Origin of the sequence: Halomonas sp. AOP27-A1-41 (genome assembly GCF_052378605.1) — a bacterium.
In the GTDB taxonomy this organism is placed as follows: Bacteria; Pseudomonadota; Gammaproteobacteria; order Pseudomonadales; family Halomonadaceae; genus Vreelandella; species Vreelandella citrativorans.
In genome coordinates this window covers 36,366-56,765 of record NZ_JBQSXT010000004.1, presented here as the reverse complement: position 1 = coordinate 56,765, position 20,400 = coordinate 36,366, and the positions used below count along the sequence as shown (strand labels likewise).

Sequence of the window (20,400 nt, the reverse complement as noted above, 5' to 3'; positions counted from 1 at the left end):
GTCGATAAAAACTATGAAAATTAATACGCTAGTCGACTAAGTTATAAGAATTTATGCATCACGTAGCTGTCTACGAGTCCTTGTGTTGCGTGACAATAAGCTTTCGGCACCGTGCCCACAATACTAAATCCTAAACGCTGCCAAAGCGCTACCGCTGCCTCGTTCGTGGCAACGACAGCGTTAAACTGCATGGCTTTAAAATCATGGGTACGAGCTAGTTGCTGAGAGTGTTCACACATCGCGCGCGCAACGCCTTTACCGCGGGCGGCAGCGGTGACCATATAGCCGCAGTTACACACATGGCCACCCGGGCCTGCCGCGTTGGCTTTGAGGTAGTAGCTTCCCACCAGTTCGCCTGCTGAATCTCTGACGGCATACGTGGCTTTGGGGACTTGGCACCATAGTGAGTAGGCCGCCTCGTAGCTAATGTCGGGGTCAATGGCATAGGTATGTTGTTCCGCCACAATCGCCTTAAAAGTGGGCCAGAAAATAGCGAAGTCGTCTTGCGTCATTAAGGTGAAGGTAAGTGTAGACATGGTTAATACCTGGTAGAGATAAGCCGAGTAGCATGTGAGGGGCGTTAATGGTACCAGGCCGCAGCGGTGCATGCGGCTGTCAACATGGAAGGGGCATCTGCGCTTGAAGCCCCTTAAGTGGCTGTACGTTGCGCTTATTTTGCTACGTGAGCAACGATTTCGTAGCTGCGCACGCGGTCGGCATGACCAAAAAAGTCACTATTAATCATTAACTCATCGGCGCCTGTACGTTCCTGAAAGTCTTCAAGTCCCGCTTTAACTGTTTCTGGACCACCAATAATCGCGGCACCCAGGAACTGGTTGACTTGCGACTGCTCCATGGGTGACCAGTCCAGTTGCTCTACCGGGGGCTGCGACTGAGTCGGCTTGCCACGGATCAGGTTCAGAAACTTCTGCTGGGCGGAGGTAGCAAGGTAGTGCGCCATGGCATCATTCTCTGCGGCCATCACCGGCAGCCCGACCATGGTATAAGGCTTATCCAGATGCTCAGACGGGCGGAAGTTATCGCGGTAGAGGCGTAACGCTTCAAATAGGTAGCCGGGTGCAAACTGCGCCGCAAATGCAAAGGGCAGGCCCAGTCTGGCGGCCAGTTGGGCGCTGTAGCCGCTTGAACCCAACAGCCAGATAGGCACGTTAGTTCCTTGGCCAGGTACCGCTTTCACCTGCTGGCCAGGCTCTGCATCGCCTAGGTAGCGACGCAGCTCGCTTAGTTGCTCGGGGAAGTCGTCTACGCCCGCATGCATGCTGCGCCGCATGGCACGCATAGTGGCACCGTCAGAACCGGGCGCCCGCCCAAGTCCCAGGTCAATGCGCCCAGGGTAGAGCGTTTCCAGCGTGCCAAACTGCTCGGCAATCACAAGCGGAGGATGATTAGGCAGCATTATCCCGCCCGAGCCTAGCCGTATAGTGGAAGTGTGGCCTGCCAAATGGCCAATCAAAACGGACGTGGCGGCACTGGCGATTCCAGGGATGTTGTGATGTTCGGCAAGCCAGTAACGGGTATAGCCCAACTGCTCGGCTCGCTGTGCCAGTGAAACGCTATCCCGGAACGTTTCAGCAGCGCTGCCGCCTTGGCGTATAGGGGCAAGGTCGAGTACAGAGAGCGCGGTCGAAGAGAGTTGGCTCATATTTCACCTACTAATAAAGACGTGGAGCATGCTTAAAGATTTGGACGCGTAGGCAATGAGACGGCACGCGGTTAAATCATTAGCACGCTTGTTAGTAGAGTGTATGCGGGCTATGAAGGCCAAATGCAAGGAGCAGCCCTTTTGGGCTGCGTAACCTGTTTGATCGGTTAGTCACTCGGCGGGGTGGCGAACCAGGATCACGTTAACGTCGACATGGGCCGGTTGAGAGAGCGCATAAATAACCGCGTTGGCAATATCGCGAGCTTCCAGCGCCGTTTCAGGCGGTTCATCAAAAAAGGGCGTATCGACATGCCTGGCTCAATCAAACGAGGTGACATCAGTGGATGGCTCGTTTAGCGTGAGTATGCTGGAGCCTCTTTGAGCATGGAGGAGAGATCGAGAATGGCTTGCGCCATGTCTGCCATGCTTTTGCTTTGATCCATTGATGTCTTGCGAAGGAAGCGGTAAGCCTCCTCTTCACTCATTGATTGGTGCGCCATAATAAGCCCTTTAGCGCGTTCAATAAGCTTGCGCTCGCGCAGTGCCTTACGGGTATTTTCCAGCTCATCGCTTAACCCTTGTAGGCGGCTGGACTGGGTCTGGGTTAACGCTATCAGGGAACGGCCAAGCGGTGAGGTCAGCGCGCTGGCCGTTAAATCACCCGGCGGCTGAGGATGGTTAAGGGCCAGTAACGGTTCGCAAGGCGCGGGTTTATGCGCGTAAGGCTTGGCTTTGGTCTGCTCAAGCGTTGCTTCTGCCTGGTGTATTTTGCGATAGCAAAGCGCGGCTAGCTGTGCGTTTAACGTATCTTCGACGCTTTTGATTGCATCAATGCGCAGCGTGGTTAGCTCGTACCAGGTTTCACCCAGCGGGTTAGACGTTATATGTGGCGACGCTGGCTGGCAGGCAGCCTCGCGCAGCTGTTGAATGCCGGTTAGCGTGCTGGTTGAAACGGCTTGCTGCCAAGCCAGCGCGGCGTCTGGCGTAGCAAATTCGATAAAAGTATCAAAACAGCGCTGCTGGTCGTTAACCAGTTGGCCGAGAAGTTGGCGGTGACTGTCATCAAAATGGCCAAGGGTATAGCCAAAGGCGCCACAGGCACGCTCTTGTCCGGCCAGCTCCTTGCCTTGCATGAGATGGAAAATAGCCACCAGCGCACGGGTAATATCTGGATCGTCTGAAGTGTCGGCAGCTTCGAAGACAATCGCTAACAAACCGCCAATAAGGTGATTAAAGGCTTGGGTGGCGGCATCGGGAGAAATAGCAACGTTATCAATGGCGCTGCGCAGTGCGCTTAAGTCGTCCAGGGCGTTCCACATGGCGGCTATTTGGCGCAGAAGGCGCGCCGCTGCCTGTGGGCGTGCTTCCTGGCTTAGCGCCTCTAAGCGCCTGCGCATCAGCGCTTCGGCCTCTTTGCTCTTGTTAATATATGTCTGGCGGCGTGTTTTAAAGCGCTGACCTTGAGAGGCAAGGTAAATCGTTGAGGCACCGCGTTCGCGCTGAAGCACATGGATAAAACGGCTAATATCCGCAACGATTTCCGAGGCCGCCGCTAAATAACGAAAATTGTCGATATCGCAACGAATGGCGGTTAAGAGTAGCTGCTGGGCAGATGACATAACGATTTCCTTTTACTCGCCGCGTTGCCCCTTCTCTTATGGCTGGCTTGCGCCGGAGAGTAGGGGGCTGCTTGAGCATAATGCCTGGCGTTAACTTAATGCCTAGCGTTAACGTAATGAAAGGGCCCCCGCACCGGTATCATCGCCCACGGCGTCACGGTAAGCGTTTGCTTCTTGTGCTTCCGTTACGTCGTTAAACCGAACGACTAATACGCACGAGGCCAGTACCAGAACGGTCACGCCTAGGTAAAATAGCCCTTGTTGATAGCTTAAGCTTTCACTGCGAAACAGAAAGGCGGCCGAGACGGCGCCGACATTGCCGCCCGCACCCACAATCCCGGCAACTGCGCCCAAGGCTTTTTTATTGATAAACGGCACGACACCGAACGTGGCGCCTTCGGCCATTTGTACGAAGAGGCTAAACACCAGCATGATGCCAATGGCCAGGCTTAGAACGTGCATTTGCGAAAAGGCGACCAGCGCAATGCCTTCACAAACCAGCGCAATAAATAGCCAGCGCACACGTCCTTTTAACCCGCCCTGTTTGGCGAACAGATCCGAGAAAACACCACCCAGCGTGCGGGCAAAAATATTCATCAACCCAAACAGCCCTGCAATCATGCCAGCCATTGCCAGCGTTAAGTCGAATTTGTCGAAGAAGTAGATAGCCGCAATATTGTTGATCGTAAGTTCAACACCAAAACAGAGCCCATAAACGACAAACAGTGCCCAAACGCGGATGTCTTTCGCCGCTGCTAAAAAGCATTGAGTGGCGCTGTTCTCACCCGTTGCCTCGGGCAATTCTCCCCGTGCGCGCAGGTCGCTAAAGTTGCCGTCAGGCGCATCCTGCGTGAGAAACCAGTAACCGAGCCCGGTGATAAACATAACGATGCCGGGCACGACCATGGCAAGACGCCAGCCGAGCGCTTCGTTAACACCCAACATCAGTATGCCTGCAAAGATAAGTGGCATAAGAATTTGCGTGGTACCACCGCCCAGGTTACCCCAGCCCGCACTCGTTGCATTGGCGGTACCCACGACATTCGGTGCAAACATCATGGTGGTGTGGTACTGCGTAATCACGAATGAGGCACCGATAGCGCCAATAGCTAAGCGGGCAAGCAGGAACGTCTCAAAACTATTGGCAAAGCCGATGCCCATGACCGGAAGGGAGCCTAAAATGAGCAGGCCGGTGTAGGTTTTGCGCGGTCCTAACCGGTCACACAGCAATCCGATCAGGAGCCGCACGATAACAGTAATCGCGACGGATGCGATGATCGTGTTACCAATTTGTGTCTGTGTCAGGGAAAGGTCATCGCGCACCACCGCCATAAGTGGTGCGATGCCGAACCAGCCAAAAAAACAGATATGAAAAGCAAACCACGACAAGTGGAAGGCACGCATCTGAGGCGTGGAGAACGTTAGCAGTCGAATACGATTGGCTTTATTGCGTATGTCCATGGGATGGCCTCACAGGATCTTAACCAGTTGAGCATCACGCAACGCCAAATCGCTCTGTTGCGTTACGTGTTCACGAGAACATGCCTTCGTCATTGAAGGTCAGGCCCGACGCACTCGTACCCGGTTGGGCCTGGTCTACGCCTACCATCACAAGAGATAGTTAAGCAATTAATTCGCCATCGGGGATTTTTATAAGCCTTATCAGTTGGTTACTTTTTATAGGCCGAAGATTTACAGAAAGAGGAATAGCCCCATGCGCTGTTGATGGGCATGCCGTAGGCGGCATGCATCACAATAGTGCTGTTTAGTCGTGCAGGTAAACGGCGTCGATATCCAGCGTTGAGTGATTGCCGATTGCCTCGAAGTGCTCATCCAGCCAGCGCTGCGCGGCGTCTCGGCCTTGTTCAAAAAGGTGTGAAAGAAACGACCATTCCGAATTCATCTTGCTGGAAACGGAAAGGTTTTCCAGCGCTTGCTCGCCGCTAATACGGTGAAAGAGGGCCTGCTGGTAACAGTTGTTGATCCCTTGCTCTTCCAGGGCGTGTTGCAGTAGCGCAATCATGCGTATCTCTTTAATCAGCGCGGCGTTAAAGGTAATTTCATTAAGTCTGTTCAGGATGGATGACGCACAGGTCGGTACTGAGTCGCGGCTGATAGGGTTAATTTGTATCAGCAGGATATCCCGTGAACTGCACTCCTCCATTAAGGGAAACAGCGCGGGATTGCCCATGTAGCCACCATCCCAGTAGGCCTCGCCATCAATTTCAACGGCCTGGAACATCAAGGGTAAACAGGCAGAGGCCATTACAGCATCAAGGCTCATCTCTTCACGACGAAAGACACGCTGTTTGCCCGTGCGCACATTGGTGGCCGCCACAAACAGCTTAAGTTGCTCGCATTGGCGCACCCGCTCGAAATCAATGTGTGCATCAACGATGTCACGCAGTGGGTTAACGTTCAACGGGTTGAATTGATAGGACGAGATCAGGCGCGTCATAAGGTCCATCGCGATATAGCCTGGCGAATGATCAAGGCTCCAGTTGCCGGTCCAGACATCCATCGGCGAACGGCGTACCGGGCTTGCCATACCCGCGCGGCTGACGGCCTGCCAAAAATCCGTAAGTGCTTGCCTGGCTAACGGCTTGCCGCCCCTGGTGAGGGCATCGGCCATTACCACGCCATTCATGGCACCGGCACTGGTGCCGCTAATACCTTCTATTTCGATGCGCTCATCTTCAAGCAGGCGGTCAATGACGCCCCATGAATAAGCGCCGTGTGCCCCACCACCTTGCAATGCGAGATCCAACTTCTTGACTTGAGTCATAAGGCCTCATGCGTTAGTTAGCTTATTCATGCTGCGCTGCTTCTCAGCATGGCATAAGAACCGACACATGCCACCAGGCGAGAATTTAACGTTGCGCTAAATGGGGGGCACCTAGCGTTTGGCAGCGTAAGAAATTTGAGCTGGCGAGCCACTCCTCATCGGGGTAATAGGCAAACACATACTGATCATCTCTTAAGCTATCAATCAGCGGGTAAGTGATATCCTGGCGTACAGCGGGGCAGCCATGGCTGCGGCCGAGGCGGCCTGTTTGCGCGATAAAGTCATCGCTAACGTAGTCGGCTCCGTGAATCACAATGGCACGCTCGTAGGCGAGGTCATTGACCTCGGGTTCCAGCCCGTTAAGCCTAAGGGAGTAGCCGTTGCGTCCGTAATAGCTATTCATGGTACGAAACAAACCAAGGCTTGATTGATAGCTTTCGGGGATATTCGAGAAGGCGTCGGCTTGCGCATCACCAGAACCCTGGCCATGGGAAACCAATTCCTCAAACAGCAGCGTGTGCTGGCGCAGATCAAAGACCCACATGCGCCGCTCGGTGGAAGGCAGTGAATAGTCGATAACTGCCAGCCGCTCGACATCGGGGTCCGCACAGCTAAGCGCTTGGGCGGCAAGGCGCAGCGCTTCTGGGGTAGCCGAAGGCGCTAATTGAAGCAACTGATGATTAAGCGATAACACACCGGGAGGGGGCGTTGAGGCGACATCAGAAAAGAAACTGCTCGCGTATAAAGGGAGGCTAATGAACGCGAAAGGTAAACAGCATGACAACGATAGTGGGCGCAAACGGGTTACCATACAGAGCAATCCTGCTGACAAGAGCGACGACGAAAAATAGTAAACGGCTATGATGAAAGTAAGCATGCCGCGAATGGGAATTCATAGTAACGCAAGGAGAGGGTGATGAACGAGATGCAGTCACTAAGACAATGGGCGATAGGGGCCGCTCTAGGTCTAGCACTGTCCCATATCCCTTTCGGTTTAACACCGGCGTATGCGGCCTCTGAGCCGCTTAAACAGGCACTTATACAGCGCTTGGCGGCTGAAGATCAGGCGTCGCTGCCGATCCGTGAATTTTATCAATTGCGTAATGAGCAGCTAGCCTGGCGCGAGGCTTCATCGGTTGTGGCGTTAGCCAATGCGCTTAACCTGCTTGAAAGTGATGGTTTGACCCCTAGTGACTACCGTGCCGATAGATTGTTGAGCGCTTTCCAGAGTAGCCAGAACGCTGGAGAGTCCGCTCAGGCTGCGTTTGATATTCAGGCAACGTCGTCGCTGTTGTTGGCCCTCGATCACTTGGAGCGTGGCAAGGTCAACCCGCGTGACGTTGAGCCGAATTGGGATGTCCCACGCCCTGAGCGTCGCTATTCGCTGGCTCGCGTCGTTCAGGCCGTTGATGACCAGGCATTGGAGCGCGCCTTTGAGCTGGCTCGCCCAGCCTCAAGTGAGTATCAGCAGTTGCGAGAGGCGCTCAGCCGCTATCGCCAAGTGGCCACGCTAGGCAGCACCCCGTATTTGCCGTCGCGCGAAGACTCGCTGCGTCCGGGTGATAGGGATGATGACGTAATCCTGCTGCGCCAACGCCTAGCGATGTGGGGAGAAGATGGCCTGGTCTCGGCAGACAGCAGCGCCTATCCCATGATTGGCGTTCAGGCGCCAGGCGGCGATAGACGCACCTTTGATACTGAACTCGAAATGGCCGTAAAACGCTTTCAGCGGCGCCATCAACTAACCGCCGATGGCGTCGTCGGCGATCGTACTCGCTTGGCGCTTAATGCACCTGCCGCCTCACGTGTTGATCAGTTGCGGGTTAATCTGGAACGTGCCCGCTGGATAGGCCCCCAGCAGTCTAGTGAGCCGCGGGTCTGGGTAGATATCGCAGGCTACCAGTTGCACTATATTCGGCCAAACGGCCAGCAGTGGAATGCCCGGGTGGTCGTTGGGTCGCCGCGCCGTGAAACGCCTATTATTCACTCATCCATCAGCCACCTAACGATCAATCCCAGCTGGACGATTCCGCCTACCATCCTGCGTGAAGATGTTCTGCCCCGGATACGTCAGAACACCGACTATTTAGCCCAGCATAATATGCAGGTGATCAATATGTCCGGTGCGCAGCTAGACCCGGCCGAGGTCGATTGGCAACGCCCTGGGGGCGTTATGTTGCGTCAGGTAGCGGGGAGCAGTAACCCTTTGGGTCGGGTAGTGGTGCGCTTTCCCAATAATGACATGATCTATTTACACGACACGCCAGCACAGGGGCTTTTCCAGCGTGATCAACGGGCATTGAGCTCGGGCTGCGTACGCGTGGAAGGGGTACGCGAATTTGCCCAAATGCTCTTGCAAGATAGTGGCAGTCGTTATCAGCTCAGTACGCTAATAAATAGTGGTGGCAGCGACCGTAATGTGAACTTGCCTCAGCGCATTCCTGTCGCGCTACATTACTTAACCGCATGGCCCAACGCCCAAGGGGAAGTGGAGTTTCGCATGGATATCTACCGGCGCGATGCGTCACTATTGGCAGCGCTCCAGCGTTCTGTATGAACGTAGAGGGCAGGCCCGCGAGCAGATAGCGCAAGGTGCGTGGCTACCGTTCAGAGGGTAAAAACGACAATGCCGCCCTTGGGGGCGGCATTGTTATAGGGTGTTAAAGCTTGGGTTACAAAAACTTGGATTACAAAAACCTGGATTACTCTGTATCGCTTTCTGATTGATAGCCCGCCACGCTAATCGTGCCGGTTTCGCCACTTTCAAGCGCAGCAAGCATCGGCTCGGCTTGGCGTTGGAAGGCAATCAGTGTGTCGCCGTTTAAGCCCATGTTTTCAGGCAGGTCTATCGTCATTGCATTAACGGGCGAGTTATTAACGATGACCTCGTAATGCAGGTGAGGGCCCGTACTGCGGCCAGTGTTACCCGAAAGCGCGATGCGCTCGCCCATGGTGACGCGCTGCCCCTGGCTTACCAACTGCCGGGACAAGTGCAGGTAGCGCGTACGATAGCCATTGTCATGGCGGATAATAATATAGCGGCCTGCGGCTGGGTGGTTGGCAATTTTCTCAACACGGCCATTGGCGGGGGCAGTCACCGGCGTACCAATAGGCATTGCAAAGTCAGTACCGTTGTGTGGGCTGATCCGACCCGTTACCGGATGTTTACGGCGTGGATTGAAACCGGAGCTAAGGCGGTAACTGCCGTCAAAGGGGTAGCGTGCAAAAGAGGGGTCCAGGCTATTGCCTTCGGGCGTATAGAAATTATTGTCGGTGGCATTACGTACGACAGTGAGGTCCATGCGCTCTCCGGCATACTTTACTGCTAGTACGCGGGAGCCCAGCGTTTCGCCATCAATCATGTCGGACTCAACCAGCACCTGGAATTGGTCGCCACGGCGACTGTCCCGGCGAAAATCAAGTTTCTTCTCTAGCAAGTGAGTAAGCTCGGTAACCGAGCTACTGCTCAAACCAGTTGCCTGAGCTGAGCGGGCGAAACTACCGCTAACACTACCCGCAAAAAGGCGTTGAACCGGCTCTCCCTGTCGCTCAATAGACGTAATGGCGAAGCTGTCAGTATCGCTTTCTATTAATACCCCGTCGCGCATGTTTTTCATCATGCGAAGCGCAAGCAGGCGGCCGTCCTCATCTAGCTGGTAGTCGAAGCTGTGGCCTGCACGCCAGTTTGTCAGCATTTGAGATTCTGGCATGTCATCTAACAGTGCCAGTACTTCGCTATAGCCTAGCCCCAGCTCATCTTGTGCCAGAACGGCAAAGGTTTCACCTGGCTCAACAAGGTGGGTCTTCCATTCAGGGACATAGGGCTCTTCAGCAGCCAGTTCCAGCTCAAGAAAAGAGACGTCATCGAACAGATCAATGCCGTAATCTTCATAAGAAGTAGCATCTGCGATTTCGACAGAGGACGACGGATCGATATCGAGCATGCCGCTTGAAAGTGTGCCTACGACAATCGACATATGCAGTGCGCCGTTATCGATTGCGCTGTCGTTGAGTACTGCACTGGGCGGCTGGTGTTCTGCTACCGCCGCATCCGCACTAGAGATAAGATCAAGATCAACGATTTCTGTTGCCGCTAAATCGCTAAGGGGAATATGTTCGCGGGTGGCATCAATGGCCCTTGAGGCGCGATTGATGGCATCAGCAACCGGCGCTCGTTCCTGACCAAGGGAAGGCAGACCTGGCGCTGAATCGCTGGGAAGCGGTACTAACACGCTTTCAAGCGGTGTATGGGGTTGGTTTAAATCGTGATACGTTGTAATTAATTTTTGTGCGCCCAGCACAGTGACCATTGTAGCCACAGGTAACAGTAACAACTTATGCGTGCGGGGCAGCGAATGAAGGATTCGCAACATGGGTAAATAGACCGCCGAGTTCGTGATCGAAAACGAATATGAAAGTAAACAAACCCCGGAACCATACCCCATGGAGCAAAAGGTGCATAGACTGTATATCTATACATAAAAGATACTTTTGCTATATTAGCATAAGTAAATGGCAGATATCACTGTTTGTGAACACTGTTTGCTAACAAAGGTAAATAAAAGCTTGGATAAAGTGAGTCGGCTAACTCTGTGTATTGCATACTTCTGATCATGAAAAACATGATAATTACTAACCTAGCCATAGACAGGCAGGGAGTAGCGTAGAGGTTTTGTGACGGTTAGGAGTGTCGGGTAAGTAAGGTCTAATAGGAATTATTATTATTGTTGTTTTAAAACAAGCGCTTAAGCTCTTGTTAATGTTAGTTAAGAATTTTTAAGTTGGGCGAAGATAATACCGTGAGCCGTGGATACTGTCTGTCAGACTTAAGGCGGGGTTAATCTTGACGTTTTTTTTGTAACAAAAGGTTAATTGCGGGTTTTTTTAGCGTTTTAGCGTGGTTAGGGCGTTGGCCAGACGAGCAATAGAGCGCGCTGCGTATTTGAGCGACGCAGATAAAACCAAAATGCACTGGCAGGTCCTTTCTGATAGGCGCTTTCAAGTAAGCCCTTTCAAGCAAGCTCTTTCAGAAAGAGGCTGTATCGTGCCGGGTGGCATAAATAAGCACTGAATAAGCGGTACTTTTTATTGATTACTGGCATTCTAGTGAGATTTTTTCGAAGATTAAGCGGATTGTATCGCTGTATAGCATCGAGGAAATCGAAATGTCCCGGGTAACACTTGCGCAATGGCAAATGCTGGCAGCCGTGGTAGACCATGGAGGATTTGCGCGTGCAGCGGAAGCGATCCATAAAAGCCCCTCTACGTTGAACCATGCCGTTCATAAGCTGGAAGAACAGTTAGGTGTTCAGGTGCTTGAGCCGGTTGGGCGTCAGGTGCGCTTGACGGAGGCTGGTGAGTTACTGCTGCGCCGCGCACGTCAATTGGTAGAAAGCGCAGCCTCTTTAGAAGATGTAGCGTCAAGGCTGGCGGCAGGCCTGGAAGCTGAAATTATCGTGGCAATCGAGCAGATATTCCCTGCGGCGGTCCAGGCGAAGGCGCTAGAGCGCTTCTCGGAAGCATATCCTCAAGTACGCGTACAGCTATATGAGAGCGTACTCCACGGTGGAATTGAAATGCTCTATGACGGCCGCGCAGACCTCGTGGTTTCGGGTATATCGGCGCAGGGGTTTTTAGGTGAGCCTCTGGTGCTCGTTCGCTTTATTGCGGTTGCCCATCCGGATCATGCTCTACACCAGTTGGGGAGATCATTGGACCTTCGCGATCTGGCGCAGCATCGCCAGCTGGTGGTTCGTGACTCAGCCTTGCGTCAGCCTTTGGATGCAGGGTGGTTAAAGGCCGAGCAGCGTTGGACGGTAGGTCATTTGAACACCTCTCTGGATATGTTAAAGCGTGGCCTGGGGTTCGCTTGGATGCCTGAATCCCATATTACAGAAGAGCTAGCGCGTGGCGAGTTAAAGCCACTGCCGCTTCCGGCGGGTGGCATACGTGAAGTGCCTGTTCAGATGATTTTTCGGGATCGTGATCGTGCAGGGCCTGCCGCTCATGCCATGGCTGCTGCGTTAAAGCAGGCGGTCGAAGAGCTCTATTCCCATGGTTCGATTATCTCGAATGAAGCACCGTAAAACATCCGCTTGAGCATCTGCGCACCGGGGGTATGCTGAAGGTAGAGCCGTCAGATATTTATTACCCCCTTTAGGAGATGCCTTATGGGCTTGCTTGTTAATGGTGAATGGCACGACCAGTGGTACGACACGAAAAAGAGTGGCGGTGAATTTGTCCGTGAGTCTGCTCAGCTGCGTGATTGGGTCGGCGATCAACCGGAAACTGGCGGGGCCAGCTATCCCGCTGAAAAGGACCGCTACCATCTATACGTTTCGTTAGCCTGCCCTTGGGCGCACCGCATCCTCATAATGCGTAAGCTAAAAGGGCTGGAGTCGTTGATAGGCGAGTCGCATGTGAGCCCTTTGATGTTAAATAAAGGGTGGACCTATGAGCAGAATGAAGGCTCAAGCGGTGATGCCGTTAACGGCGTTGATTACCACTATCAGCTATACACCATGACCAACCCCACCTATACCGGCCGGGTAACGGTCCCGGTGCTTTGGGATAAAAAGCGAAGTGCCATCGTTAATAATGAGTCGGCCGACTTGTTACGTATATTGAATATCGCGTTTGATGATCTTGCTGGTAACCACTTGGATTTTTATCCGGAGGATTTGCGCGAACAGATCGACCAAGTGAATGCCGATGTCTATGACCATATTAACAACGGCGTTTACAAGACCGGTTTTGCCACCGAGCAGGATGTGTATGAAAAGCATGTTCATGCGCTGTTTGAAGCACTAGAGCGTGTGGAAAAACGTTTGGGTAACCAGCGTTATCTGGCGGGTGAGTGGCTAACAGAAGCGGATATCCGCCTGTTTACGACGCTGATTCGTTTTGATGCCGTGTATTACGGCCATTTCAAGTGTAATTTCAAGCGTATTGAAGACTTTCCCAATTTGTCCAATTATGTGCGCGAGATCTACCAATGGCCGGGGGTGGCTGAAACGATTGATATGGGCCATATAAAACGTCACTACTACTACAGCCACGATAAGATTAACCCAACACGTATTGTACCTGCTGGGCCGCTGCTTGACTTTGAACGCCCCCATGATCGAGAGCGCCTGCCAGGGCGTGGAGTACGTTCTAAGCAGAGCGCTTAGGCAGCTTGTTCAGCACAGCCGCCGCTGCAACCCAGAAGACCGCCGAAAAGGCGGTCTTCTGTTATGACGTTAGCTTGATGATTAACGGTGTTAATCGTGATTTGATATGGCTTCACGTGTTGATTGCCAAGCGCTTTGTGCGCCATCGCGGGTAGTCTCCCACGCATCACGAGCATTTACTTTCGTTTGTTCCCACCAGTCATGGTTGTAGGTCGGAAATTCTTCAACTTCTTCGTGGGTTGCATCAAGAATAATGCGGTGCTCGGTATCGCCGTCGCTCTCAGTGTGGGTTTCAAGCGAGAAGTAATCAGTGCCTACAACGATCTCACGACCACCAAGGCCTAATACGGCGCCACTCTCAATGACCAGCGCATTGATACGCATCTCTTCATCGAACAGGATATTATCGACTTCACCGATCTCATCGCCGGACCCATTGTTGAAGTAGACGTCAGCGTCAAGGATATCTTTGGCGGAGTACATGCCTTGGGGCTCTTCTGACGCTTGCACTCCGAAGGCCAGGCTGCCTAACAGGGCGGTACCGATAGCGGTGGTTAACATTGTCTTACGCATAGCTTCTCTCCATGTGGCTAAAATACAGAATGGTCAACATTGGCTGCCCATTCATCGCTAGTCGCCAATAACTTGCAACATTTGACTAAAACAGAAGTGAGTAGGCTTATGACGCTGACGGGTTATAGCGTGTTGGCCCAATCATCAGCACGTCTTTCAGCTTCTTCACGCGTCAGACCATATTTTTGCTGAAGCTTGCCCACTAGCTGATCTTTCCTGCCACCAATCTGATCAAGCTCATCATCGGTGAAGTCGCCCCAGCTAGTGCGTGCTTTACCTTTCATTTCCGTCCACTTGCCTTCAATTTGATCCCAGTTCATACATCACTCCTTGAATTGCTGAACGTGTTGAGGCATCTAATTAAGTTAGACGATATTTACACAAGTGCAAATGACGATGTTTGTTTTGGGTGAAGTAAAAAAGGTGTAGTAAAAAGGCTGGTCATTCATTATTTGAGGTGTTAGGATGCGCGCTCCTCGCATGTGTTGACCCCTCCATCACGACGATAAGCGATGTCTACGTAGTTTTTATATTTGATGCGTAGCAAGGCTTGCGGGAACATCTCGCTGATTGCAGATGTTCATTGCTGTGAAGATGGCGCGCCTCCAGCATTTCACCAAACGGGTGAAATCGGCGCAGAAGGTCGCCACAGCGGTTGGCCCTTTGAGAATATATAGGTTTGCCAACCGTATGCCAGGTGCGACCGGCGTCTCCGACTCCACTGATGACATTATCCGCTTATTGACGGAACCTGTTTTTCGATGCTGCTTTTTAGCGCAACATCGTTGTCAGAGTCAGAGACGCTTACGATGCTCTTTTGCCGGTACTGCCGGCCTACCAAGGTGTGATTAATGACCTCGACTTCTGTCGCCTCGCCGAGCTTCGGCGATCTGGCTCTATTGCCTGCCGTTCTGTCTGCTGTTGAAGCACAGGGCTATGTAACCCCTTCACCTATCCAGGCGCAAACTATTCCTGCGTTGCTGGAAGGTCGCGATATGCTGGGCCAAGCACAAACCGGTACCGGTAAAACCGCAGCATTTGCTTTACCGTTATTGTCACGACTGGATCTTCAGCGTCGTGCTCCTCAAGTATTAGTCATGGCCCCAACCCGCGAGCTTGCTCAGCAGGTTGCAGCCTCATTTAGTAAGTATGGTCAAAACCTGCAGGGCCTTGAAGTGGCCATCCTGTGTGGTGGCCAAGAGTACCGTGAACAGTTAGGCGCGCTGAAGCGCGGTGCCCAGGTTGTCGTTGGCACCCCCGGCCGTATTATTGATCACCTGGACCGTGGCAGCTTGAAGCTGGACGGCCTGTCAGCACTCGTATTAGACGAAGCTGATGAAATGCTGCGCATGGGCTTTATCGACGACGTAAAACGCGTGGTCGCCGATACCCCGAAAGATGCACAGCGTGTGTTCTTCTCGGCCACACTGCCGACTGAAATTGAGCGCATTGTTAACCGCTATCTGGTTGACCCGGTAAAAGTGGCGATTGAGTCGCGCACGACCACTGGCGAAAACATTGAGCAGCGCATTGTACGCGTTGACGGCGGTGCCAAGCTTGAAGCGCTGGCGCGTATTCTTGAAGTCGAGCCGGTCGATGCCGCTATTGTCTTCGTACGTACTCGTGCCGCTTGTACTACCCTGGTTGAGCAACTGACGGCTCGTGGCGTCAACGCCGCTGGCCTGTCCGGTGACCTGGACCAAAGCCTGCGTGAGCGTACGATTACCCGCCTGAAGCGTAGCAAGGTCGACGTACTGATTGCGACTGACGTTGCTGCCCGTGGTCTTGACGTGCCGCGCATTACGCACGTTATCAACTACGATCTTCCGCAAGATGCAGAAGCGTATACGCACCGTATCGGCCGTACTGGTCGTGCTGGTCGTAGCGGCATCGCGATTACCTTTGCTGGTTTCCGTGAAGGCCGTAAAGTAGGTTGGATGGAGCAGGCAACTGGTCAGAAAATGGCCGAAATGCCGCTGCCTGACGAAGCTGCTATTCGCGCTCACCGTGACGAAGTGTTCCACCACCGTGTGGTGGCAGCGCTTACCAAAGGTGCCGAAGAGCAGCAGGCACTGGTAGAGCGTCTGGTAGAAGAAGGTCATGACGCTATTCAACTGGCCTGCGCTTTTGCTGCCATGGCACGTGCTGATGAAGCGCCGATTGGCCGCTTGCAAGCGCCGCGCAAAGAGCGTGCACCGCGTGAAGGTGGTAGCGCCAAGCCAGGTGCTCGCCGTGAGCGTGGCGAACGTGGTGAGCGTCCGCGCGCACCTAGCGAAGGCATGACTCGCTACCGTGTATCCGTTGGCCATAAAGATGGCGTTAAGCCAGGCCAGCTGGTTGGCGCGTTGGCGAATGAAGGCGGCATTGAAGGTGCGCGTATCGGTCGTATCGATATCCGTAACGCCTTCTCAGTGGTTGAGCTGCCTAGCGGTCTGCCTTCCACTATTCTGACCAAGATGGCCCGTGCTCGTGTCGCCGGTCGTCCGTTGGAAATCAGCGAAGACCGTGCGCCTGAGCGTGCTCCGCGCCGTCGTCGTGATGATGGCGATGCGCCGATCCGTCGCCGCGAAGCGTAATCGCTTAAGCATGCGATAGCGGTATTAACCGCGCCTAAAATGCCCTCGTACCGGTTTCCGGTGCGGGGGCATTTTTTTGCTACGCTAAAAGATGACACGCCAAAAAAGCGACAGGGAGTCGACAGTGAAAGCAGCCTTGCATGAATGGAACCTGGCGCCTAAAGAGGCTATTGCGCTTCAGAAAGAGCTTGCTACACGGTTAGAGTCTGATGACCGTATTGCGCCGGTAACGCACATCGCCGGGATGGATATTGGCTTTGAAGACAACGGAGATACCACACGGGCAGCCGTGGTGGTGCTCAAGTGGGACCCACAAACAGCACCTGACTTAACGCTTGTTGAGCACGTTGTTCATCGTGAGCCGACGCGAATGCCGTATATTCCAGGACTGCTCTCTTTTCGCGAAATACCGGCGGCACTGGGCGCCTTTGAACGGCTCAATATACTGCCCGAATTAATCATGGTGGATGGCCAAGGGATCGCCCACCCCAGAAGGCTCGGAATCGCCGCGCACTTGGGGTTGTGGCTGGACCTGCCTACCATCGGCGTTGCCAAATCACGCCTTTACGGCAAGCACGATGAGGTAGGCGAGGTACGTGGGGATTGGGTGCCACTGCGAGCCGGTAACGAGACGATTGGCGCCGTACTGCGCTCGCGTGACAAGGTGAAGCCGGTATTTGTCTCGCCTGGCCACCGCATTAGTCTTGAAACAGCGCTTGATTGGGTAATGCGTTGCCTGGGGCGTACCAAGTTGCCAGAGCCTACCCGCTTGGCCGACAGGTTGGCTTCAAGGCGCGACCAGCATGTCAAAAAGCCACAGAATTCGCTGTTTTAAAAAGCCTGGCTCACGTGACCATGTGATGAGCGTTTTATAAAAGCGTGATAAAGCGCTTGAGTAAGCTTGTAGCCTCCTGTGTTTCAACCACCTGAGCGGCAATTGCCTCTGCGTCTTGTTGCTGTTCAAGCAGTACTTCGCGCTGATGCGCTATATAAGCGCGCATGACAGGTACAGTGAACTCAGGGTGAAACTGCACGCTCCACTGGCGCGGTCCGTAACGCAGTGCCTGGTGCGCATCGTGGGAATTACAGGCCAGCACCTGTGCCTTGGAAGGTAGCCCTAACACAGACTGCGCATGGGTCAGGTGGGCCACAAAATGCGCGGGTAGCTGGCTAAACAGGGGGTCTTGAAGGCCCGCATCCGTCAGCGTAACGCTATGCGTACCCAGCTCACGCCCCTTGGGGTGGAAGTTGCTGACACCTCCAAAAGCCGCTGCCATTAACTGATGACCGTAGCAAACGCCTAACATGGGAATGTCCGCTTGAAGCGCCTCCTGTAGCCAGGGTTTTAAGCGTTCGCTCCAGGGCTCTTGGTGGCTCACCATGCTATGTGAGCCAGTAATGAGAATGCCTGCCAGCGCGTTTAGCGGTAGCGGTGCAGTTTTCTTTCGGGCATCCCATACGCGAAGTGTTAAATGCTCAGGCAGCGTATCGCTTAGCTGTTGCTCAAAGAGGGTTTCAAAGTCACCGTGCTGTTCGACAACGTCAGAAAATGCATCGCCGGTTTTAATAATGACGACAGAGGCCATATTGATTCCTGTGAAAAAGGCAGCCTGGTGCGCACACTGTTGATGCGAGCACCAGGGGGGTAAAGCATGTCATTATGCGACAGGGCGAATAGGATGTAACCGCCATTCAGTGAGTAACGCCAATAATGAGCGACCCTGCTCATTAAGCTTTAATAAGGAGATGACAATGCAACACGTGACGCGTGCCGGTGAACCGATGGATGTCGCCGGGGTAATACCTTCCGTTGATCAAGCCGCGCCAGAGATGGTATTAACCGATGGCCATCTTCAAGACGTAACGCTGGATACCTACGCAGGCAAGCGGAAAGTCCTCAATATAATTCCCAGCGTCGACACGCCGACCTGCGCCATGTCGACACGGCGTTTTAATGAGCTTGCTTCTAATTTGGACGATACCGTGGTGTTGGTGGTGTCAGCTGATTTGCCCTTTGCCGCTCAGCGATTTTGCGGTGCGGAAGGGTTGGACAATGTTAAAACGCTTTCCACCTTCCGCCATCCCGAGTTTTTAGAAGCCTGGGGTGTCGCGCTGCGTAATAACCCTATGGAGGGCTTATGTGCACGTGCCGTGGTGGTGCTGGATAGCGATAATCGCGTACTGCATAGCGAGCTGGTCAGCGAAATCAAAAATGAACCGAACTACGATGCGGCACTGGCCGTACTTACGGCGTAGCTGACTGCTGACAACGTTTAGCGGCCTCCAGCAGCGCACTAATCAGGCGCTGCTGGGGTCGGTTAAATATCAACCATTCGGGATGCCATTGAACCCCAATTAAAAAATCATGTTCGCGCGATTCGATGCCTTGCACCAGGCCATCACGGTCACGCGCGACAATCTCTATCCCTTGGCCCGCTTGGTTAACGGCCTGATGATGAAGGCTATTTACCCGGCACCAGGTGACGCCGAGTAGTTGATACAGTTGGCTTGCCCCCACGATATCGACCGTCTTACGGGGAAGCACTGTGCGTCGACGTTTTAAGCCTTCGTGGGTGGTGTAAATATCGGGGTCCAGCGTGCCGCCTAAATGCACGTTGATTAATTGCGCACCTCGGCAAATACCCAAAACGGGTGTGTTTAAGGGAATGAATCGTTCGAGTAAGGCAAGTTCCAGGGCGTCGCGTGCTGGGTCAAGGCGTACATCCAGCTGGAGTTCACCGCCGTAAAGGGTCGCCTGAATATCATCGCCACCGCCAATAATTAACCCATCCAGATACGCTGGTAACGGGCGGGAAGGGGATAGCCGTAAGGGTTTTCCGCCATGCCGCCATACGGCAAACCAGTCAAACCACCAGGCAAGGTGGCTTTTATAATCCGAGGTAGTAATTCCAATAAGCGGCCGTTGCATTCAGATAGGTTCTCTTGAGTCGTCAAAAATAGCCGTGCTGCTGACATGGAACGCTGTCTTAACGGCGCATCCACGTTGTCAGTTTGTCTTTTAAGCGCATCATGAACGGTCGATTTTGCTTGGCGATATATTCATCGCAGCGTGTTTGAAGAAGCGGAGTGTCCGCCGCGAGTTGTTCCACTTCAACCCAGCGGTTCCATTCCACTACCGCCCCCCAGCCTGGCTGAGAGAGCTGTGCATTGGGCAATCGGTAATGAAACGTGGGGCGCGGTTTTATAAGTTTGGTATGCAGCAGCGCGTGAGGATGCTCTGGACACAAATAGGCAAATAATGGCAGTAGGTCAAACTCACGATTGCGCGTGGCGTTATAGTGCAGGTAATCGTTAATAAACGCTGCAAGGTCTGGCTGGTAGCGCCTATCCAGCACCTTTAACGCGTACTCCTTGGGGAAGGGATTAGCATGGGGCAACACTTCACGGGTGATATCCACTTTGATCTCATCGCGCAGCCAATGGGCCAGCAAGAGATAAGCACGCAGCACCGCCAGCAGGTAGTCAACGTCCAGACGCGCTACCTCCAGATTAAGATGCAAACCAAAACCATACAGCAGGCTAGCATCTGTGCCTTTTGCACCCTGGTCGCGTAATGCTTGAAAAATAGTATCCAGCTCTTCAAGTTCATTCCACGGCACCGGCGGACAAATAAGCTCGGTGGGCACCAGGCCTGTTACCATGTCGCCAATAAATTCGCGGGTCTTTTGGTGAAATTCCAGACGGCGCTGGTGCCGATGCCGCTCCCATTCGCTATCCTGGTTGGCCTGCTCTTCAAGCAATGCCTGATCGGGGTGGGCATACTGGGTATCAAGCTCAATGCCAAATACACCCCAGCGGGTTCCCTCAACCAGTAGCCGGTGGGGGCTTACCACGTTAAGCTCACCTTTAAACAGATCGCGGACCACTAATGCAGTGTCGTGGGGTGGCAAGCCGGCAAATTCGATCTCAATGCCCACACGGCGTACTTTACCGTCGCTATTTAACCGGTTCGGGGGAGCTTGCAGCGTCATCTCGGCATCCTGTGAGGTGA

At 53.4% G+C, this 20,400-nt stretch carries 19 protein-coding genes; 6 read left to right on the top strand and 13 right to left on the bottom strand.

Features of this window, described 5'->3' with window-relative positions:
* Nucleotides 1-41 precede the first annotated feature (41 nt).
* The 7 genes from ACT3TC_RS04460 to ACT3TC_RS04430 all read right to left on the bottom strand — a co-directional run bounded on the left by ACT3TC_RS04460 (nucleotide 42) and on the right by ACT3TC_RS04430 (nucleotide 6,878).
* Nucleotides 42-536 (bottom strand): GNAT family N-acetyltransferase, encoded by a 495-nt coding sequence (locus ACT3TC_RS04460; protein WP_444639280.1) that lies wholly within the window; start codon nucleotides 534-536, stop codon nucleotides 42-44.
* A gap of 134 nt (nucleotides 537-670) precedes the next feature.
* Nucleotides 671-1,663, bottom strand: coding sequence for an LLM class flavin-dependent oxidoreductase (locus tag ACT3TC_RS04455; protein ID WP_444639279.1), 993 nt, complete (start codon nucleotides 1,661-1,663; stop codon nucleotides 671-673).
* Nucleotides 1,664-1,860: 197 nt separating this feature from the next.
* Entirely contained in the window at nucleotides 1,861-2,001 is a 141-nt protein-coding gene (locus tag ACT3TC_RS04450; protein ID WP_441678462.1) for a hypothetical protein, read from the bottom strand.
* Nucleotides 2,002-2,016: 15 nt separating this feature from the next.
* Complete coding sequence (locus ACT3TC_RS04445; RefSeq protein WP_444639277.1) at nucleotides 2,017-3,282, bottom strand: nitrate- and nitrite sensing domain-containing protein; 1,266 nt, start codon at nucleotides 3,280-3,282, stop codon at nucleotides 2,017-2,019.
* A gap of 108 nt (nucleotides 3,283-3,390) precedes the next feature.
* Nucleotides 3,391-4,743: an MFS transporter gene (locus ACT3TC_RS04440; RefSeq protein WP_444639276.1), complete on the bottom strand. Its 1,353-nt coding sequence runs from the start codon at nucleotides 4,741-4,743 to the stop codon at nucleotides 3,391-3,393.
* A gap of 304 nt (nucleotides 4,744-5,047) precedes the next feature.
* The gene (locus ACT3TC_RS04435) at nucleotides 5,048-6,067 is read right to left on the bottom strand and encodes a patatin-like phospholipase family protein (RefSeq protein WP_444639275.1); all 1,020 of its coding nucleotides are present in this window, start codon (nucleotides 6,065-6,067) and stop codon (nucleotides 5,048-5,050) included.
* Between the two features lie 85 nt (nucleotides 6,068-6,152).
* On the bottom strand, nucleotides 6,153-6,878 hold the full coding sequence (locus ACT3TC_RS04430) for a murein L,D-transpeptidase catalytic domain family protein (RefSeq protein WP_444639274.1): 726 nt from the start codon (nucleotides 6,876-6,878) through the stop codon (nucleotides 6,153-6,155).
* Between the two features lie 105 nt (nucleotides 6,879-6,983).
* On the opposite strand from ACT3TC_RS04430, the gene ACT3TC_RS04425 reads away from it, so the two are divergent.
* Nucleotides 6,984-8,624 carry a L,D-transpeptidase family protein gene (locus tag ACT3TC_RS04425; RefSeq protein WP_444639273.1) on the top strand — a complete coding sequence of 547 codons (1,641 nt, stop codon included), beginning with the start codon at nucleotides 6,984-6,986 and terminating at the stop codon, nucleotides 8,622-8,624.
* A gap of 145 nt (nucleotides 8,625-8,769) precedes the next feature.
* On the opposite strand, the gene ACT3TC_RS04420 is transcribed toward ACT3TC_RS04425, so the two are convergent.
* Complete coding sequence (locus ACT3TC_RS04420; protein WP_172118035.1) at nucleotides 8,770-10,440, bottom strand: peptidoglycan DD-metalloendopeptidase family protein; 1,671 nt, start codon at nucleotides 10,438-10,440, stop codon at nucleotides 8,770-8,772.
* 792 nt (nucleotides 10,441-11,232) lie between these two features.
* On the opposite strand from ACT3TC_RS04420, the gene ACT3TC_RS04415 reads away from it, so the two are divergent.
* Together ACT3TC_RS04415 and ACT3TC_RS04410 are read left to right on the top strand one after the other, a co-directional pair.
* The gene (locus tag ACT3TC_RS04415) at nucleotides 11,233-12,153 is read left to right on the top strand and encodes a LysR family transcriptional regulator (protein ID WP_444639272.1); all 921 of its coding nucleotides are present in this window, start codon (nucleotides 11,233-11,235) and stop codon (nucleotides 12,151-12,153) included.
* Between the two features lie 84 nt (nucleotides 12,154-12,237).
* Entirely contained in the window at nucleotides 12,238-13,239 is a 1,002-nt protein-coding gene (locus tag ACT3TC_RS04410; RefSeq protein WP_444639271.1) for a glutathione S-transferase family protein, read from the top strand.
* A gap of 90 nt (nucleotides 13,240-13,329) precedes the next feature.
* Here the strand turns inward: ACT3TC_RS04410 and ACT3TC_RS04405 are convergent, their stop codons facing one another.
* Together ACT3TC_RS04405 and ACT3TC_RS04400 are read right to left on the bottom strand one after the other, a co-directional pair.
* Nucleotides 13,330-13,812: a PRC-barrel domain-containing protein gene (locus ACT3TC_RS04405; protein WP_172118032.1), complete on the bottom strand. Its 483-nt coding sequence runs from the start codon at nucleotides 13,810-13,812 to the stop codon at nucleotides 13,330-13,332.
* A 122-nt stretch (nucleotides 13,813-13,934) separates the two neighbouring features.
* On the bottom strand, nucleotides 13,935-14,132 hold the full coding sequence (locus ACT3TC_RS04400; RefSeq protein WP_087108335.1) for a CsbD family protein: 198 nt from the start codon (nucleotides 14,130-14,132) through the stop codon (nucleotides 13,935-13,937).
* A gap of 531 nt (nucleotides 14,133-14,663) precedes the next feature.
* Between ACT3TC_RS04400 and ACT3TC_RS04395 the strand changes: the two genes are divergently transcribed.
* Both ACT3TC_RS04395 and nfi read left to right on the top strand, forming a co-directional pair.
* Complete coding sequence (locus tag ACT3TC_RS04395) at nucleotides 14,664-16,388, top strand: DEAD/DEAH box helicase (RefSeq protein ID WP_172118031.1); 1,725 nt, start codon at nucleotides 14,664-14,666, stop codon at nucleotides 16,386-16,388.
* 124 nt (nucleotides 16,389-16,512) lie between these two features.
* Entirely contained in the window at nucleotides 16,513-17,223 is a 711-nt protein-coding gene (gene nfi, locus ACT3TC_RS04390; protein WP_444639270.1) for a deoxyribonuclease V, read from the top strand.
* 34 nt (nucleotides 17,224-17,257) lie between these two features.
* Here nfi and ACT3TC_RS04385 read toward each other — a convergent pair whose 3' ends face one another.
* Nucleotides 17,258-17,974, bottom strand: a complete 717-nt coding sequence (locus tag ACT3TC_RS04385) for a glutamine amidotransferase (protein WP_444639269.1) — start codon at nucleotides 17,972-17,974, stop codon at nucleotides 17,258-17,260.
* Between the two features lie 166 nt (nucleotides 17,975-18,140).
* On the opposite strand from ACT3TC_RS04385, the gene tpx reads away from it, so the two are divergent.
* Complete coding sequence (gene tpx / locus ACT3TC_RS04380) at nucleotides 18,141-18,644, top strand: thiol peroxidase (RefSeq protein ID WP_444639268.1); 504 nt, start codon at nucleotides 18,141-18,143, stop codon at nucleotides 18,642-18,644.
* On the opposite strand, the gene ACT3TC_RS04375 is transcribed toward tpx, so the two are convergent.
* Together ACT3TC_RS04375 and ACT3TC_RS04370 are read right to left on the bottom strand one after the other, a co-directional pair.
* Complete coding sequence (locus tag ACT3TC_RS04375) at nucleotides 18,634-19,317, bottom strand: gamma-glutamyl-gamma-aminobutyrate hydrolase family protein (protein ID WP_087108347.1); 684 nt, start codon at nucleotides 19,315-19,317, stop codon at nucleotides 18,634-18,636. The two genes, tpx and ACT3TC_RS04375, sit on opposite strands and share 11 nt — an antisense overlap.
* 58 nt (nucleotides 19,318-19,375) lie before the next feature.
* The gene (locus tag ACT3TC_RS04370; protein ID WP_444639266.1) at nucleotides 19,376-20,380 is read right to left on the bottom strand and encodes an amidoligase family protein; all 1,005 of its coding nucleotides are present in this window, start codon (nucleotides 20,378-20,380) and stop codon (nucleotides 19,376-19,378) included.
* Between the last annotated feature and the right edge of the window lie 20 nt (nucleotides 20,381-20,400).

Excerpts from the sequence above, each read along its gene's own strand:
- ACT3TC_RS04435 (WP_444639275.1), bottom strand. The coding sequence starts at position 6,067 with ATGACTCAAGTCAAGAAGTTGGATCTCGCATTGCAAGGTGGTGGGGCA.
- ACT3TC_RS04445 (WP_444639277.1), bottom strand. The coding sequence starts at position 3,282 with ATGTCATCTGCCCAGCAGCTACTCTTAACCGCCATTCGTTGCGATATC.
- ACT3TC_RS04460 (WP_444639280.1), bottom strand. The coding sequence starts at position 536 with ATGTCTACACTTACCTTCACCTTAATGACGCAAGACGACTTCGCTATT.
- ACT3TC_RS04450 (WP_441678462.1), bottom strand. The coding sequence starts at position 2,001 with ATGTCACCTCGTTTGATTGAGCCAGGCATGTCGATACGCCCTTTTTTG.
- ACT3TC_RS04375 (WP_087108347.1), bottom strand. The coding sequence starts at position 19,317 with ATGCAACGGCCGCTTATTGGAATTACTACCTCGGATTATAAAAGCCAC.
- ACT3TC_RS04420 (WP_172118035.1), bottom strand. The coding sequence starts at position 10,440 with ATGTTGCGAATCCTTCATTCGCTGCCCCGCACGCATAAGTTGTTACTG.
- tpx (WP_444639268.1), top strand. The coding sequence starts at position 18,141 with ATGCAACACGTGACGCGTGCCGGTGAACCGATGGATGTCGCCGGGGTA.
- ACT3TC_RS04385 (WP_444639269.1), bottom strand. The coding sequence starts at position 17,974 with ATGGCCTCTGTCGTCATTATTAAAACCGGCGATGCATTTTCTGACGTT.
- ACT3TC_RS04410 (WP_444639271.1), top strand. The coding sequence starts at position 12,238 with ATGGGCTTGCTTGTTAATGGTGAATGGCACGACCAGTGGTACGACACG.
- ACT3TC_RS04430 (WP_444639274.1), bottom strand. The coding sequence starts at position 6,878 with ATGGTAACCCGTTTGCGCCCACTATCGTTGTCATGCTGTTTACCTTTC.
- ACT3TC_RS04405 (WP_172118032.1), bottom strand. The coding sequence starts at position 13,812 with ATGCGTAAGACAATGTTAACCACCGCTATCGGTACCGCCCTGTTAGGC.
- ACT3TC_RS04400 (WP_087108335.1), bottom strand. The coding sequence starts at position 14,132 with ATGAACTGGGATCAAATTGAAGGCAAGTGGACGGAAATGAAAGGTAAA.
- ACT3TC_RS04440 (WP_444639276.1), bottom strand. The coding sequence starts at position 4,743 with ATGGACATACGCAATAAAGCCAATCGTATTCGACTGCTAACGTTCTCC.
- ACT3TC_RS04425 (WP_444639273.1), top strand. The coding sequence starts at position 6,984 with ATGAACGAGATGCAGTCACTAAGACAATGGGCGATAGGGGCCGCTCTA.
- ACT3TC_RS04395 (WP_172118031.1), top strand. The coding sequence starts at position 14,664 with ATGACCTCGACTTCTGTCGCCTCGCCGAGCTTCGGCGATCTGGCTCTA.
- ACT3TC_RS04370 (WP_444639266.1), bottom strand. The coding sequence starts at position 20,380 with ATGACGCTGCAAGCTCCCCCGAACCGGTTAAATAGCGACGGTAAAGTA.
- ACT3TC_RS04415 (WP_444639272.1), top strand. The coding sequence starts at position 11,233 with ATGTCCCGGGTAACACTTGCGCAATGGCAAATGCTGGCAGCCGTGGTA.
- ACT3TC_RS04455 (WP_444639279.1), bottom strand. The coding sequence starts at position 1,663 with ATGAGCCAACTCTCTTCGACCGCGCTCTCTGTACTCGACCTTGCCCCT.